Source organism: Colwellia sp. SU-HH01172, from assembly GCF_057553355.1.
On sequence record NZ_BAAJMB010000008.1, the window covers coordinates 177,489 to 192,771 of the forward strand.

12 protein-coding genes are annotated in these 15,283 nt (G+C 40.0%); 6 read left to right on the forward strand and 6 right to left on the reverse strand.

Annotation, left to right across the window (positions count from 1 at the left end; genetic code table 11):
• The first annotated feature begins 3 nt into the window (after window positions 1-3).
• The 3 genes from AC27JP_RS18250 to AC27JP_RS18260 all read left to right on the forward strand — a co-directional run bounded on the left by AC27JP_RS18250 (window position 4) and on the right by AC27JP_RS18260 (window position 5,160).
• A complete protein-coding gene (locus tag AC27JP_RS18250) occupies window positions 4-3,135 on the forward strand; it encodes an efflux RND transporter permease subunit (protein ID WP_487117362.1) in 3,132 nt (1,043 codons plus the stop codon).
• Window positions 3,136-3,145: 10 nt separating this feature from the next.
• Window positions 3,146-4,201 carry an efflux RND transporter periplasmic adaptor subunit gene (locus tag AC27JP_RS18255; RefSeq protein ID WP_487117363.1) on the forward strand — a complete coding sequence of 352 codons (1,056 nt, stop codon included), beginning with the start codon at window positions 3,146-3,148 and terminating at the stop codon, window positions 4,199-4,201.
• Between the two features lie 89 nt (window positions 4,202-4,290).
• Window positions 4,291-5,160 (forward strand): TIGR02285 family protein, encoded by an 870-nt coding sequence (locus tag AC27JP_RS18260; RefSeq protein ID WP_487117364.1) that lies wholly within the window; start codon window positions 4,291-4,293, stop codon window positions 5,158-5,160.
• 3 nt (window positions 5,161-5,163) lie between these two features.
• On the opposite strand, the gene AC27JP_RS18265 is transcribed toward AC27JP_RS18260, so the two are convergent.
• Both AC27JP_RS18265 and AC27JP_RS18270 read right to left on the reverse strand, forming a co-directional pair.
• The gene (locus AC27JP_RS18265; RefSeq protein ID WP_487117365.1) at window positions 5,164-6,006 is read right to left on the reverse strand and encodes a hypothetical protein; all 843 of its coding nucleotides are present in this window, start codon (window positions 6,004-6,006) and stop codon (window positions 5,164-5,166) included.
• 9 nt (window positions 6,007-6,015) lie between these two features.
• Window positions 6,016-6,396, reverse strand: a complete 381-nt coding sequence (locus AC27JP_RS18270) for a GntR family transcriptional regulator (RefSeq protein ID WP_487117366.1) — start codon at window positions 6,394-6,396, stop codon at window positions 6,016-6,018.
• A 286-nt stretch (window positions 6,397-6,682) separates the two neighbouring features.
• On the opposite strand from AC27JP_RS18270, the gene AC27JP_RS18275 reads away from it, so the two are divergent.
• The gene (locus AC27JP_RS18275; RefSeq protein WP_487117367.1) at window positions 6,683-7,324 is read left to right on the forward strand and encodes a GNAT family N-acetyltransferase; all 642 of its coding nucleotides are present in this window, start codon (window positions 6,683-6,685) and stop codon (window positions 7,322-7,324) included.
• Here AC27JP_RS18275 and AC27JP_RS18280 read toward each other — a convergent pair whose 3' ends face one another.
• Window positions 7,325-8,035, reverse strand: a complete 711-nt coding sequence (locus tag AC27JP_RS18280) for a hypothetical protein (RefSeq protein ID WP_487117368.1) — start codon at window positions 8,033-8,035, stop codon at window positions 7,325-7,327.
• Window positions 8,036-8,376: 341 nt separating this feature from the next.
• Here AC27JP_RS18280 and AC27JP_RS18285 point away from each other — a divergent pair, with 341 nt between their 5' ends.
• A complete protein-coding gene (locus AC27JP_RS18285) occupies window positions 8,377-10,239 on the forward strand; it encodes a DUF885 domain-containing protein (RefSeq protein ID WP_487117369.1) in 1,863 nt (620 codons plus the stop codon).
• Window positions 10,240-10,287: 48 nt separating this feature from the next.
• Here AC27JP_RS18285 and AC27JP_RS18290 read toward each other — a convergent pair whose 3' ends face one another.
• The 3 genes from AC27JP_RS18290 to AC27JP_RS18300 form a co-directional block, all read right to left on the reverse strand.
• Window positions 10,288-12,231, reverse strand: a complete 1,944-nt coding sequence (locus tag AC27JP_RS18290) for a DNA topoisomerase III (protein WP_487117370.1) — start codon at window positions 12,229-12,231, stop codon at window positions 10,288-10,290.
• A 104-nt stretch (window positions 12,232-12,335) separates the two neighbouring features.
• On the reverse strand, window positions 12,336-13,820 hold the full coding sequence (gene glpK, locus AC27JP_RS18295) for a glycerol kinase GlpK (RefSeq protein WP_487117371.1): 1,485 nt from the start codon (window positions 13,818-13,820) through the stop codon (window positions 12,336-12,338).
• Between the two features lie 13 nt (window positions 13,821-13,833).
• On the reverse strand, window positions 13,834-14,271 hold the full coding sequence (locus AC27JP_RS18300) for an SRPBCC family protein (protein ID WP_487117372.1): 438 nt from the start codon (window positions 14,269-14,271) through the stop codon (window positions 13,834-13,836).
• 247 nt (window positions 14,272-14,518) lie between these two features.
• On the opposite strand from AC27JP_RS18300, the gene AC27JP_RS18305 reads away from it, so the two are divergent.
• Window positions 14,519-15,208: a hypothetical protein gene (locus tag AC27JP_RS18305; protein WP_487117373.1), complete on the forward strand. Its 690-nt coding sequence runs from the start codon at window positions 14,519-14,521 to the stop codon at window positions 15,206-15,208.
• Window positions 15,209-15,283: the final 75 nt, after the last annotated feature.

The window sequence follows — 15,283 nt, forward strand, 5'->3', positions numbered from 1 at the left end:
AAAATGAATTTAACGCGCAATGCTTTAAAAAATCCAGCCGCTATTATCGTGATTGTTGCTTTGGTAATGGTATTTGGTTTGATGAGTGTTTTTAAGCTACCAATTCAATTAACGCCTGATATTGAGCAACCCCAAATTACCATATCGACGGGTTGGCGTAGCGCTGCACCTGCCGAAATGGAATCGGTTATAATTGAACCCATTGAAAACGTTGTAAAAAACACCCAAGGAGTAACAAAAGTCACCACCAACATTCAACGTGGCTTTGGTAACATCACCCTAACATTTGATGTCGGCGCTGATATGCAGCGTGCCATGCTCGATGTTATTAATAACCTAAACCAAGCGCCCCCTTTGCCACTAGATGCTATTGAGCCTGTGGTATCAGCCGGTGGTGGTCGCGGCGGTCCCAATACTGCGTCTTTAATGATTAAAACCCTACCAGATAATCCAAATTCTGATCTAGGGGTGTACCAAAAATTAATTGAAGATGTTGTTAAACCGCGCTTTGCACGCATACCAGGCATGGGGCAAGTGAATTTAAACAGTTCTCGCCCACGTGAGCTACGTATTACTTTTGACCCATTACGCGCCGCTTCACTGGGCTTATCTATCGCCGATATTAGTGCCACCATAGCTCGTGCTAGTGACGTTTCAGCAGGTGTAGCTGATGTCGGTAGAAGACAATATACCGTACGTTTTTCCGGGCAATATAGTGTCGAAAACTTAACAGAGATGATCATCAGTTTCAGTGGCGACCGCCCTATTTACCTTAAAGATGTTGCCACTGTTGAAAACACTTTAGTTGATCGTTTTGGCTTTAATTTACGTAGTGGTCAACCTTCATACTATTTTACCTTAAAACGGCAAAATGATGCCAACACTGTGGCATTGCTTGATGAAATTAATATTGCCATTAAAGAGCTCAACGCTGGGCCAATGAAAGCAGCTGGTTTAGTAATTGACTTAAGTTTTGATTCTTCGGTACATATTCGTAATGCCCTGAAACTAGTACAAAACAATTTAGGTTTGGGGGTATTGTTAGCCCTGATTATTCTCTGGTTATTCTTACGCGGCATGCGCAATACCTTGATTATTGCCGCAACGATTCCGGTATCGCTTATGGTATCGTTTATTGCATTAGCCGCATTTGAACGCAGCCTAAACGTAATTTCATTGGCCGGCTTAGCATTTTCCGTTGGTTTAGTGTTAGACGCGGCGATTATCGTACAAGAAAATATTGTACGGCTACGCAGTTTAGGTATGGATAACGGTAAAGCAGTTATGCGAGGCGCTTTACAGGTAACCGGTGCGTTGTTTGCGTCAACGGCGACGAGTGTCGCGATATTTTTGCCCATATTGTTTATGAAAGGTATTGAAGGGCAACTATTTTCTGACTTAGCTCTAACACTCTCAATTGCAGTCATTGCCTCTTTGGTTTCTGCCATTACAATTATTCCTATCGCAAGTAAATATTGGCTTAAAACAGATAAGACCGTCGACCCTTATGCACATTATTGGGAAAAACTCACCAGTTTAGTGATGCGATTAACCAACTCTACCGCTAAACGCTTTGCATGGATCGCAACCTTACTCGGCGGCTCTATACTTATCACCGTATTGATGATGCCGAAAACTGACTTTATGCCACGAGCACCTATTGATGGTTTTTTCTATAGCTTAAATATGCCACCGGGCGGTAATGTTGATTTTATTGAGCATGAGTTTGCTAGCTTAGTTAAAGAGCGATTAGCGCCCTACTTAACTGGCGAAAAAATGCCAAAAATTAAAAGTTATAACTTTTATTCTTTTGGCTCTGGTGCCACGGGTGGCTTTATTTATTCAGATGATCCAACCCGCGTTGAAGAGTTAATGCAAGAAATACGAACAAAAGTATTGTCTGACCTACCTGACACACAAGTGTTTTTATTTAGGGGCTCGATGATTAATGTTTCTGGTGGTGGTAATGGCCGCACCATAGATATTGATATCAAAGGTCCTAATATCGAAAGTTTAATGGCCGTAGCGCAAGCCGGCATTGATGCCATTAATAAAAATATGGCAAACACTACCGCCTTCCCAAATCCAGGCCTAAGTTTATCGGAGCCAGAATTAAAACTAGTACCAAACGACCAGCGGATTTCACAAGCGGGTTTAACCCGTCGTGATGTCGCCAATGCTATTCGCGCTTATACCAGCGGCCTATTTATCAGTGAATACTTTGATGGTAATGAACGGGTTAATGTAATTTTGCGCGGTGAACAATGGAATACGCCTGATGAATTAGCATCACTGCCAATGCATTCACCACTGGCAGGTGTGCAAACTATTGGCGAGTTAACCGATATCACCCGCACTGCTGGCCCAACGCAACTAAGACGTGTTGACGGTAAGCGAACCATTAGTTTACAAGTTTCACCTCCGGCCGATATGTCACTTGAAGAGGCTTTAACCGCCATTGAAGCGAGTGTTATGCCGTCTATGAATGCGCTTTTACCAGAAGACTCTTCCATTTTATTAAGTGGTAATGCCAACGAAATGGCCGCAGCTATCCAAGATATGTTGAAGAACTTTGTCCTAGCGCTGATCATTCTATTTTTATTAATGACAGCATTATTTAAGTCGGCTAAAGACAGCGTTTTAGTATTATTGGTAATGCCGATGGCAGTTGGTGGCGGCGTGTTAGCATTGAATTTACTTAATGTCTTTACCTTCCAGTCACTTGATTTAATGACCATGATAGGCTTCATTATTTTACTTGGCCTAGTGGTTAACAATGCTATTTTATTAGTGGACCAAACTCGTGAAGGCGAACGCCAAGGCTTACCGATAAGACGTGCCGTGGCGCAAGCTGTGCGTATTCGAGCCCGCCCAGTTTATATGAGTACCTTAACCAGTTTATTTGGTATGTTGCCACTGATGTTAATGCCAGGTGTCGGTAGTGAAATCTATCGTGGTTTGGCGGCGGTTATTGTTGGCGGTATGAGCATCAGTGCTATTTTTACCTTAGTGTTATTTCCTAGTTTATTACGCTTAGGAGAACATAACTCAAGCACAGATAAAGACCAACAAAACAAACAAGATAATGTTGCCGAGCTTAATCCCAAGGCCGCACCATTAGCAAGCAATCACTAAGGAATATTCCATGTTTATAATGAAGAAAACCATCACCAGCATACTTAGTGTCGCGATTTTATTTGCCAGTCAGAGTATTGCCGCCGAAGGGCCACCACCGAAACCAGTAAAAGTTGATCAAGTGACAGAAATGAGTTTAGGTGCAACGACAGACTTAATGGCCACTATTCATAGCCGTTCACATATACAAATCACCGCTGGGGTTAATGGCCGAATTGAATGGTTAGCAGAACCAGGCACCTTGGTACAACAAGGAGATGTGTTAGTAAAAATGGACTTGCTACCATTAAAATTAATGCAGTTAGAACAACAAGCCCAGCTTAAACGCGCCAAAATAAATGTTCGTTATTTGAAAAATGAAGTTCAGCGTTTAGAAAAGCTAAGACAAACCAATTCGGCATCTCAGTTTCAATTAGATCAAAACCAATCTCAGTATGATTTGGCCATGGCAGATATTGAAATAGCGGAATTAAAGCTCAAGCAAATTGAGGATCAGATTCAACGGGCAACAATCACCGCTCCTTTTTCTGGCGTAATTACCGAACGTATTGTTCGAGCAGGTACCGACGTTAACCGCAGTGATTTACTACTGAAAATACTCGACACCGAACAATTAGAAGTTCGACTTTACGTGCCGATTAAGTATCTTGCTTATGTACGCAAAGGCCATGGGCTAGATATTACCGCTAACGGTCAGTTAATCAATGCCGAGGTGACATCGCTTATTCCAAGTGCCGATCCAAAATCACAAACCTTTGAAGTGCGCATTAATATTCCCTCTCATTTGAATGAGACATGGGCAGCCGGTCAATTGGTGAAAGTTACTGTGCCTATTCAAGTAAATAAGAATAGCTTGACGGTGCATCGCGATGCATTAATTTTGCGCCAAGACGGAACCTTTGTGGTAAAAATTGACAGAGATAATAAAGTACACCGTCTACCAGTTGAAGTTGGTAATGGTACATTTGAACGAGTCAGCGTTAAAGGCGAGTTAAAACACGGAGATAAAGTGGCAATCAGAGGAGCGGAACGTTTAAACGAAGGTCAAGAAGTTATTGTGCAATAGCGCTCAGAGTTAGCTAAGACATATATTTTTTGCTCAGGCATTCAATTATCAGGTATAGTGAAAACTAAATTTCTTAGTTGTATTAATCAATGACAGCGCAAATGCAGTACCGAAAATTTTTCATGGGTATAGCTTGGTTAATAGCCGCCATACCTTTTTCGGCTATCGGCAAAGAAACTATTTTATGGCAAACCTATCACCGGCCACCCGGTACATTTAATTACGGTGAAAATAAAGGCCAAGGTTTTGTACAAAAAACCCTGCAATTGCTTATTGATAAAATGCCTGAATATCAGCACGAAATGCCAGCTACGACGCTAGCAAGAGCCATTTCAGATATCAAATCAGGCCATAAGGTATGTCATCCCGCGCTCTATATCACGCCTGAGCGCGAAGCAAACATGTATTTGTCAAATGCTTCAATTCTAAATCCAACTAATAGAATTATTGCTAAGCTTGATACGGTCGCACCATTTTTAGAAAATAACAGAGTGAATTTGGAAAAGCTTTTGCACCATGAATCACTTACCGTCGGGCACGTACAAGGTCGCTCTTATGGTCAAGCCATTGATAATATTTTTAATACCCACAGCCAGAAAAAGAAACTTCTTCCTTTACAAAATATCGACCTCGCCCGCATATTTAAAATGGTTGAACTCAATAGAGTTAATGTAACAATCGCTTATCCTTTTGAAATTCAGCATTACTTAAAAAGTAATCCCCAGGCAAAAGTGCAATTATCCGCCTTTCCGATTGCTAATATCCCTCTTTATGACGTCGGCTCAGTGGCATGCCCCAAAAATGCATGGGGTAAACAGGTCATACAAAAAGTAAATACGATACTGAAGGAAATAAAGCCGACCATTGAGTACCAACAAGCCTTAACCACTTGGCGAGAAAGTGAACGTAATGACCCAATCTTTATAAAGTATTATCGAGAATACTTTCTTACCCATTAGCGGCTAATTATTGGCTTTATAAACCTCAAAGTTGCCATCTTCATGCAAGCTTGGCCAAATCAGCACCAACATAATTATTTGATAATAAACACTGGCAACAACATCATTCAAGTGCCTCAAATCAAATGTGGATAACAAAAAACTCATTGAAATATTGATCGTGGCGGCAATACTAAAAAACAGCATCAACTGAACGACACGACGACTTTGCTTAAAGCGGTCTTCATCACTTTGGTGTGGGTCAATTTTTTTACCATAGACATATTTATAGATACCTAAACCAAAAAACGCGTTTAACAAAGTAATACCTAAAATATTGACGTACCCGGCAAAGCCATCAAATGGATGCTGACTGACATAAATCACCAATAAAATAAACATCACGTAAACGCCAATCGCTAAGCCAATAAAGCCTTTAGATACATAGCTAGTAATACTGCGTGGCGCAAGTTTTGCCTTACGGATCACGGCATCATTAACTCGGCGCATTTTACTAAAATAACGCTCGCCAAATAATGCTAATAATACTAGTGGCACAACCTGTAGCATGTAGTAAATCATGATCACTGACTGACTATCCCAGCCCAGCATTTCAGCTGGTTGCAGATAAAGCCCATGCACAATTAACGCTACACCTAATACGAGTCCCCCGTATGTCATTAACATCAATTGATTAATTTTCTTTTCAATTTTTTCAACACTCAACGGATATAATTTAGGGTATTCATCCGCTGGATAGTTGGCCATTATTTCACTCGCCCGTAAACGCAGCTTTAACGGTAGTAAATACGATATGACAAAAACCTGACTCGCAAAAACAACATATAATAAAAAATGCTCTGACATGACGACTCCTTAATTATGGCTATTGTTCATTAAACGATTAAAAGCAATGCGGATTTCAGAATTCGTTGCACCGAGTTCTTTCAATTGCTCAAGCGTTTCCTTCAACAGTTTATTAACTGCTTGATTCATATCATTGGCGCAATTGGCAATGGCATTAGGGTGAATGAAAGTGCCGCGATAACCCTTAGTTTCAATCACGCCATCACGCTCTAGAATTCGATAAGCTTTCGCAACCGTTTTATGGTTAATCTCTAAATCATTAGCTAGCTGTCTGATGGACGGCAAAGGAATTCCCACCTTAATTTTCTCAGATACTACAGCTTGTTTTATTTGCACAATCAATTGCGTAAATAACGGCGTTTCGTCATCAATATTTATAATTATTTCCAAACGCCCCTCCAATTGTGAAAAATTTCAGCAAGAATATTTGAAACTTATTGACCCCTTTAACCCAAGGGTACAACTAGATCAAAAAATAAGCAAATTCAATGTGCAAAAAAATACCTTCATCGATATTTATCCAAAAGCGCTCTTGTTCACTAGAATGAAGCTACCAGTAATGTTATAACCGCAGGCATATTCTTTATTTTGGTGCAGCACGAATTGCTCCAATTATTAACAAAAGGTAGTTGTTAACAGTAATTGCAAACTTAGTTACAAATAACACATAAATAACATGAACTTATCTATCGAATTTAGTAAACCAGAAATTAAAAACGCCTTTGATTGGCAGCTTACACAAGAGATCAACGTCAAAAATGACGATAACCAAGTCATCGCCAAAGCAGAACTTGATATCATCACCTTAAATAAGCATCGTGGTGCTGATGAAAGTTATGAGTTACTTGCGCAAGCGGGCCCAACAGATTGGGAAGTTCCCCTTAATGTGTATTTCAAAAAGCAGAATATCGCAGCCGATTTAGCCGAAGAACTAAAAGTTAAAATAGATACAAAAGCTAAAAATCATATCCTACTCGAAGCGATCAGCGTTTTACCTGACTACCGTCAACAAGGTGTGGCAAAGTTTCTACTTAGCGAAATTGCTCAACACTACGCTAAAGCGCAATCTATCTCAGTATTGAGCATGCCGATGCATTTATTTGTCGATGCTGATGATTGTGAAACCGAGGAAAACAAAGCTTACTACCAAGCACTGAATTTAAAGAGCAGTGATAACAACCAAGAAGAGCTGAGCAGTTTTTTCAAGCAATCAGGTTTTATCAAGGTCGCTATTGATGACAGCGCATTAGATGAGCCATTACCGTTTAACATATTTGTTGCAAGTCCGGCGACAATTAACCAACCGCTAGCTGACTAGCTACTGATTGGCATGTGCCGTCAACGCTTGAAATATTTTTTCCGCGGCGGCACTATTCTGCTTAATATAGCCAATATACTGGGGCTGTGAATACAAGACATGCTTACTGAGCGTAATCGCAAGTTTTTGCCGAGACATTTCAAATAACGCCCATGATTTATCAACTAAAATGGCGTCAACAAAACCATTCTCTACTAATCTAAACAAGTTTTTTACGTCTTGCTGATTACGAGTATAAAAAGAGCGCTTTAGAATTTGCTTTGATTTGACTTTAAGCATATCAAGAACAACTTGCGGGTAATTATAATCTCTGGCAATAACAACTTTTCCTATCTTAATATTTTTATCGCCAACCACTTTTTCCTTTGAACTAGCCTGATATGCAAATAACAAATCCCAACTGCCGATGGGATAATCTATTAGCAATATATCATCCATTTCATCAACATGAATTGCGAAATCAATTTCACCCGCCTGTACCCTCTTCAAACATCGCATATAAGGTAACTCAATAAAAACAAGTTGATAACCTAGTGGCGCTAATGCATTTTTTATAGCACTAATATGTAAGCCTTCAGCTTCACCGACTGAATTTGAATAGACAAATGGCCGCCAATTTTCATAGCAAAATGAAAATTGTTTTTCATTTACCGACCAAGCTTTATTTACACAAATAAAAAACAAAACAAAGAACAATAAAATAATACGCATAGCCAAGAAAATTGCATTGAACACTACTTTAATACTATGCCAATATTAAAAAATAACGAATTCCGAGTTAACTCACTGATCAGCAAACATTGTCAGGAGCGACATATGTTTGTCATAAATTGATACAATTTCATAGCTAAATTAAACCGTCAATCTTAACCTTGAAAATTTATTTTTTTATCCATAAATTCAATTAAGTGCCAGTAGTTAAAGATAATTTTCGCTCAAATGTAATGCCTTTATAGAAAAGTTAAATTATGCCATTTAAATGAAATTACCATAAGATGGATAAGTGGTTACCTAAAAATTATAAAAAAATAACCGAACAATATAGGTGTAATATGAAAAAGTATTTATTAGCAACAGCAATCATCCTATCACTAAGTGCTTGTGGTGGCTCAAGTAGCAGTAGCGACAGTTCAACAACGCCAGCTCCTGTGGTCACACCGCCCACGATCACTTTACCGGTAGTAAACGATTATGTTCTAGATGACACCACCACTTTACTTGCACAAATTTCTAGCCAACTGCCGACGGCAAATATTGATGACTTTTTCACCCAAGCATTTAATGTTACTAGCTTACGTAACAGTGAAAGTTTGATATCGGACGGTTTATTCGAGCAAATTGATAGCGAAACCGTGCAGCTTAGTAATATCTCAGACATTTTTAATGAACAGTCTAAAGCGATTTACCAGCTTATTTTACAACAGCTAGAAAACTATGATCGTGCCTCATTGTCTCAAAGCCAGCAAGTATCCTACGATGTTTATCGTGCTGATTTACAAGCTAAAATTCAATGGATAGAATTTAAAGATTTTCAATACCCCGCTACCTATGGATTTTTTGGCTGGCCCGGTAGTACTGAAACCTTCTTCACGCAAGCTTTTACCTTTAATGATAAGGCACAAGCTGATATTTATTTAACATTACTCAATCAACTCGGTAGACGCTTCGGCCAAATTGAAACCTTACTCGATGCTCGCAAAGCAGCAGGTGTTATTGAACCAACCGTAACACTGAATTATTCACAAGGCTTAGTTGCTGGCATCGCAAACTCTACTGCTTCTGCAACCAGTTATTATCAGGCTTTTAATCAGCAATTATCTACTTTGGATAACATTTCAGATGCCGACAAAACTAGCTTGCGCGATACAGCCATTTTAACCATTAATGAAAAAGTCATCCCCGCCTATGCGAGCTTAGCAAGTAAAATGGCGACCTTAGCAAATGAGGCTCCCAGTCAAATAGGCTTTGGTCAATTTCCGGGCGGTAAGGATTTTTATGACTTCACGCTGAACTATTATACTTCTGGCAATTTAACCGCAGATCAAATTCACCAATTAGGTATTGACGAACTAGCAAGAATACACGCGGAAATGCGAATGTTGTTTGACCAACTTGGCTACCCACAAAATGAAACCATTGCACAACTTTATGCTCGCGTTGACAATGACGCCGAGCTTATTCCTGCCAACCAAACCAAAGCTGTTTATGAATCATTAATTGCCGATGCATACCTTGAACTTCCTAAGCTTTTTAATATCTTGCCAGTGCAAGAAGTTGTCGTGATTGGTGGCACTTCTGGTGGCTACTATATTGCCGGCTCAGACGATGGTTCTCGCCCGGGTGCTTTTTATGCTAATACTTCACAAAACTCCCCTTACACGACAATGCCAACATTGGCTTATCATGAAGCTGTACCCGGACATCATTTACAAATTGCCCTCGCTAACGAACTCGATCTACCTTTATTTAGAAAAAAAGGTAATTTTACCTCATTCATTGAAGGCTGGGGCTTGTACGCAGAACGATTAGCAAAAGATGCTAATTGGTACGCCAATGATGCAATAGGTGATTTAGGTCGCTTACAATTTGAAGCCATGCGAGCAGCTCGTTTAGTTGTTGATACCGGCATTCACAGTAAGGGCTGGAGTTATAACCAAGCAGACCAATATCATATTGAAAACGTCGGTTTTAACGGCGCGATTGCTCGTTATAGTGTTTGGCCTGGGCAAGCGACCGCTTATATGACAGGAATGCTAAAAATACTTGAGTTGCGCCAAAAAGCTCAAGACGAACTTGGTGACGCTTATGATATTAAAGCCTTTCATGATGTCGTGATTGGCAACGGTTCTATGCCACTAAACGTATTGACCACAGTCGTTGAAAATTACATTGCCAACACTTTAGCCACTCCTTAACTGGCAGTGAAACTTTGAAGAAACATCGCCCCAATCTCTGAGGCTTTTTTATTGGCGCTTTGTATAACGCTTTTTAGCTTTTGATTTACGCTTAAATGGCACTTTGGGTAGCCCAGCGAAAGATTGCTGCTCTGATTGCGCAATCATGCCGTGCAATGTTTCTGTTAGCGGTGTAATTAAGTCATCATAACGGCTGGTTTTTTCACTAATATTAGTCAACGTTGCTTCCCAGTGTGCGGTCATATCTGGCAAGGTTGCCGCCACAGGCAATGCGTTGATCAGCGACTTCCCTATCGCGGTTGCATGAATACTCTTACCCTTGCGTTCTAAGTAGCCACGCTTAAATAATAAGTCGATAATACCAGCGCGGGTTGCTTCCGTGCCTAAGCCATCAGTTTCACGTAACATTTTCTTGATACTGCTATCGGTAACATAACGGGCAATCCCTGTCATCGCCGCCAATATACTAGCGTCAGTAAAGTGTTTAGGTGCTTGTGTAATCCGAGAAATTAATTCACCACGATGGCAATGCAGTTGCTCACCTTGCGTTAATTTAGGTAATGATTGTTCTGTTAACTGTTGCTCGGCACCATGATTAGCAGCATCAGCTTTAGCTGTTTTACTTTTCGCACGTTGAAACAGTACTTTCCAACCTTGCGCTATTGGCGTTTTCGCATTGGCTGAAAATATACCGCCAGCAATTTGCACTTCCACCTTAGATTGATTAAACACATACGCCGGATAAAACTGGGCAAGGTATTGACGCACAATGAGAAAATAAACATTCTTCTCAAACGGATTTAAGGAAATATTAGCGGCTGACTTTTCAGTGGGAATAATCGCGTGATGAGCACTGACTTTTGCGTTATTCCATGCCTTACTTTTTAATGCTGCATTCGCATTCTTAGCAAATGCGCCGTAGCTTTCATTGGAGTTCGCCAACATTGAAATAATACTTATCGCCTGATGATGGTGGTCAGTCGGTAAGTAACGACAATCAGAACGCGGGTAAGTAATTAACTTATGTTTTTCATACAATGACTGACAAACATCTAGCACCAATTTTGCATTTAACGAATAGATTTTTGCGGCATCAATTTGCAAGGCAGATAAGTTATAAGGTAACGGCGCGGCTTGTTTTTTCTCTTGTTCGCTAACCGAGGTCACGACTGCTGGCTGGTTTTCAATTCTGCTAACTACATTTTCAGCTAAGGCACGATTAAGCACTCGCCCTTCTTCATCCATATAAGGCTGACACGCTTCACTCGGTTGCCATTTAGCGATGAATTGCTGTTGGTTTGCGGTTTGTAAATGGGCATGAACATCGTAAAAGTCTTTCGCGACAAAATTGTCGATTTCTTGCTGACGCCTAACCACCAAACCTAAAATAGGTGTTTGTACTCGACCAACTGAAAGTACGCCATTAAAGCCCGCTTTTTGGCCTTGCAAGGTATAGGCGCGAGTTAAGTTTAAACCGTATAACCAATCAGCCCGAGAACGCGCTAGCGCAGAAATAGACAAGGGCATAAAGTCTTGATTGCTACGTAAGTTTGCTAAAGATTTTTTAACCGCCGGTAAATTCAAATCACTAATCAGTAAACGTTTAATTTGCTGTTTTTTCGTCTTCGATACTTTTAAGAAATCAATCACTTCATCAACCAGTAATTGCCCTTCTCTATCAGGATCACCGGCATGAATAATTTCATCCGCTTGTTTAACTAATTTTCGTAAAACCGTTAATTGCGAGCGAGTTTGGGTTTTCGGTTTTAACTGCCATTGCGTGGGTATGATAGGTAAATGCTGCATTTGCCATTTTTTATAATCGGCATCGTAATGTTCAGGATCAGCTTGTTCTAACACATGACCAATACACCAACTCACCACATCACCATTACTTAGCTCAATATAGCCTTTTTGGTTTTTCTGTGGTTTTGGTAATGCCGCCGCAATAGCGCGACCTAAACTGGGTTTTTCAGCAATATATAATTTCAAAGCAAATACGTTATCTAAACAGTTAAAAATAATATCTTTTCTTAGCATAGCAGCTAAAACTGTTTATTTATACAGTGCAATATCTTACCATAGATAAATGAGTGCTAATCCAGCACTTTATCCAGAGCCGTTAACCAACCTTGATAATGACGAGCGCGACTTTCCTCGCTCATTTTAGGGCAGAACTTACTTTCAACTTGCCAATATTCAGCCGCTTGTTCAACATTTTCGAATAAGCCTTGCTGTAAGCCAGCCAGCAATGCCGCACCTAGCGCAGTGGTTTCCGTAACTTTCGGTCGCTCAATCACTAAATTTAAAATATCGCTAAGAAACTGTAATAACCAATCATTAATCACCATGCCACCGTCAACGCGTAACTGTGTGGTGTCGATACCATCTTGCTGCAGTGCAACTAATAAATCTCGAGTTTGATAAGCAACAGAGGCTAAAGCCGCGGTAACAATCTCTGTAATGCCTGAATCTCGTGTTAGTCCAACAATGGCACCGCGAGCATCAGGCTGCCAATGTGGCGCGCCTAAGCCAGTAAACGCAGGCACAAGATAAACATGATTTTCCGCTGTCATCGACTCGGCAAGCGCTTGGCTTTGCTCAACATGTTCAATCAGTTTTATACCATCGCGTATCCATTGCATGGTGGCACCCGCCATAAAAATACTGCCTTCAAGTGCGTAGGTTATTTCGCCAGCTAAGCGATACGCTATGGTGGTTAGCATTTTATGCTGCGAGTATTGCGCTTGCTTGCCAGTATTTACCATCACGAAACAACCCGTGCCATAGGTACTTTTCATCATGCCTTTTGCAAAACACGCTTGGCCAACTAACGCTGCTTGTTGATCGCCAATCATTGCGCTAATGGCAATTGGCTGACCAAAATATTCTGTTGCTGTTACACCAAAATCATCGGCGCTATTTTTGACTTCAGGCAGCATGGTTTTAGGAATATTAAATAGGGTTAATAGCTCGTCATCCCAGCAATTATCAACAATATTAAACAACATGGTACGAGAGGCATTGGTAGCATCGGTGGCGAATGTTTTTCCTTTGGTTAAATGCCAAAGTAAAAAAGTGTCCACTGTGCCAAAACATAACTTTCCAGCTTCTGCTTTCTCACGAGCGTCAGCAACATTATTTAACAACCATTCGATTTTACTGGCCGAAAAATAAGGGTCTAGCAGTAACCCTGTTTTGTCTTTTACCTTAGTAACAATGTCTGCATTTTTCTGTAGATTCTTGCATCGCTCTGCTGTACGCCTGTCTTGCCAAACAATGGCATTGTAAATCGGCTCGCCCGTGATTTTATCCCAAACTAAAGTGGTTTCACGCTGATTAGTAATACCAATAGCCAGAATATCTTCAGCCTGCAAAGCGCTTTTCGCGATAACTTTTCGACAGGTTGCAAGCGTAGTTTGCCAAATGGCTTCTGGCTGATGTTCAACCCAACCATCGTCAGGAAATATTTGTTCAAACTCTTCTGAGGCGCTTGCGACTAATTCACCCGACGCATTAAAAATAATAGCGCGGCTACTGGTTGTGCCTTGGTCAATTGCTAGCAGGTAGGATGTTTTCATTACGGGTTTTCTCTTAATTCGCCAGCGCTAAAAAATGTTTGTTGATTTTAACTAAGGCTTTTTTCATCGCTTGTGACAATAAAAACTCAACCAATTTATCAGGCAGCCATTTAGGCGCCTGACAAACAATAGTATAGCGAACCGAAGTAGAAGAAGGGTTTTGTTCCTCAAGATAGATATTACCTTGATGACCACGCAACGGTCGATCACCAACAATGGCATAGCGAATATGGTTATCGTTAGCAATCAATATTTGCTCTGAAAATTTAACGCCAGCGACGTTTAAATTACGAATAGCACCCTTGCCGCCAAAAACTTCACCTTCATCGGCAGTTTTAGCAATTGAAAACTTGGCATCAAAAAACCGCCCGGCATTTTGATGATCGAGTAATATTTTACTCACTTCACTTGGCACTGCGGCGATTGTTTGTACCACATCAACATTAACCATAATGTTCCTGCATTCACATAAAGATAATTGCCAGTAACAGTAGCGGATTTAAGCACTTAGGGTCAAGATGCGAGTCCTATACTGGATTTCACTAATACAGCTCTGCGTTATCCAACACAGAGCATAAATTCACTTTGTTGCTTCTAAAGCTTTGAAATTATGTAATATTAAGTGAAATTTATGAGACGGATATTACTGAGACGTTTCCACAATCAACGGTTAGATTTAACGTGAATTACTGTCACTTATGAGTAAACAAGTTTTAAGTTTAAAAAGCTCACTATCTAAGATGAGTAGTACAAAAAATATTTCGCAAAGCGAAGTTGTCAAAATTTTCTCAGATGTGCGGCAGTACCTTGAAAAGAAAAGATTAAAACAAGAGTTTCAACATTTGAATTTTTTTTGCAATTGGATGTTTCACACTGAATTATCTGGCTCTTCAGTTTGCTATAATATGTTAGTGAAAATGACTGATTTATTTTTAAAAGGCATTGAGAACGACACACGCTCTTGCACTGAAGAATTTGTTAAAAACGCTTCTTGTATTTTCTCTATTGAGACCCTTAGGATAGAATTTATTTCTGTATTTAAAAACTGTGATCTTCCTTTATTTTTGTTTAATCAGAAAGAAAATTGGCTCGGTTTTTTGGGTTATATGTTGGAAGAACTTTCAGATAAACCTATAAAATTTCCAGATAACATAGAAAAACAGGCGCTTTCGTCTAGGCCTAAACATAAATCTGCAGCTAGAGCTTTTCGTCAAATAGAGCGTTTAACTAGCAATAATCAAAGACTAATGGCGAGAGAATTGGAAATAATTAAAGGAAAAGGGGCCTTAGAGGGCAGTTACTGTTGGCAACTAAGAACAGAACCACAATTATATATTCAAAGCCCAATTAATTGTTTGGAATGCAATAGTGCTTTTGGTGTAGATTAAATCTAAGTAGTCATTAAATTAAGCGAAGACTCAAAAATTTCGATCAGCGTTACAGTAATATAGTTCTATTCCAAA

Bases quoted from the DNA above. Each gene is read 5' to 3' on its own strand.
- glpK (WP_487117371.1), bottom strand. From the start codon at position 13,820: ATGAAAACATCCTACCTGCTAGCAATTGACCAAGGCACAACCAGTAGC.
- AC27JP_RS18305 (WP_487117373.1), top strand. From the start codon at position 14,519: ATGAGTAAACAAGTTTTAAGTTTAAAAAGCTCACTATCTAAGATGAGT.
- AC27JP_RS18275 (WP_487117367.1), top strand. From the start codon at position 6,683: ATGAACTTATCTATCGAATTTAGTAAACCAGAAATTAAAAACGCCTTT.
- AC27JP_RS18280 (WP_487117368.1), bottom strand. From the start codon at position 8,035: ATGCGTATTATTTTATTGTTCTTTGTTTTGTTTTTTATTTGTGTAAAT.
- AC27JP_RS18300 (WP_487117372.1), bottom strand. From the start codon at position 14,271: ATGGTTAATGTTGATGTGGTACAAACAATCGCCGCAGTGCCAAGTGAA.
- AC27JP_RS18285 (WP_487117369.1), top strand. From the start codon at position 8,377: ATGAAAAAGTATTTATTAGCAACAGCAATCATCCTATCACTAAGTGCT.
- AC27JP_RS18265 (WP_487117365.1), bottom strand. From the start codon at position 6,006: ATGTCAGAGCATTTTTTATTATATGTTGTTTTTGCGAGTCAGGTTTTT.
- AC27JP_RS18250 (WP_487117362.1), top strand. From the start codon at position 4: ATGAATTTAACGCGCAATGCTTTAAAAAATCCAGCCGCTATTATCGTG.
- AC27JP_RS18260 (WP_487117364.1), top strand. From the start codon at position 4,291: ATGACAGCGCAAATGCAGTACCGAAAATTTTTCATGGGTATAGCTTGG.
- AC27JP_RS18255 (WP_487117363.1), top strand. From the start codon at position 3,146: ATGTTTATAATGAAGAAAACCATCACCAGCATACTTAGTGTCGCGATT.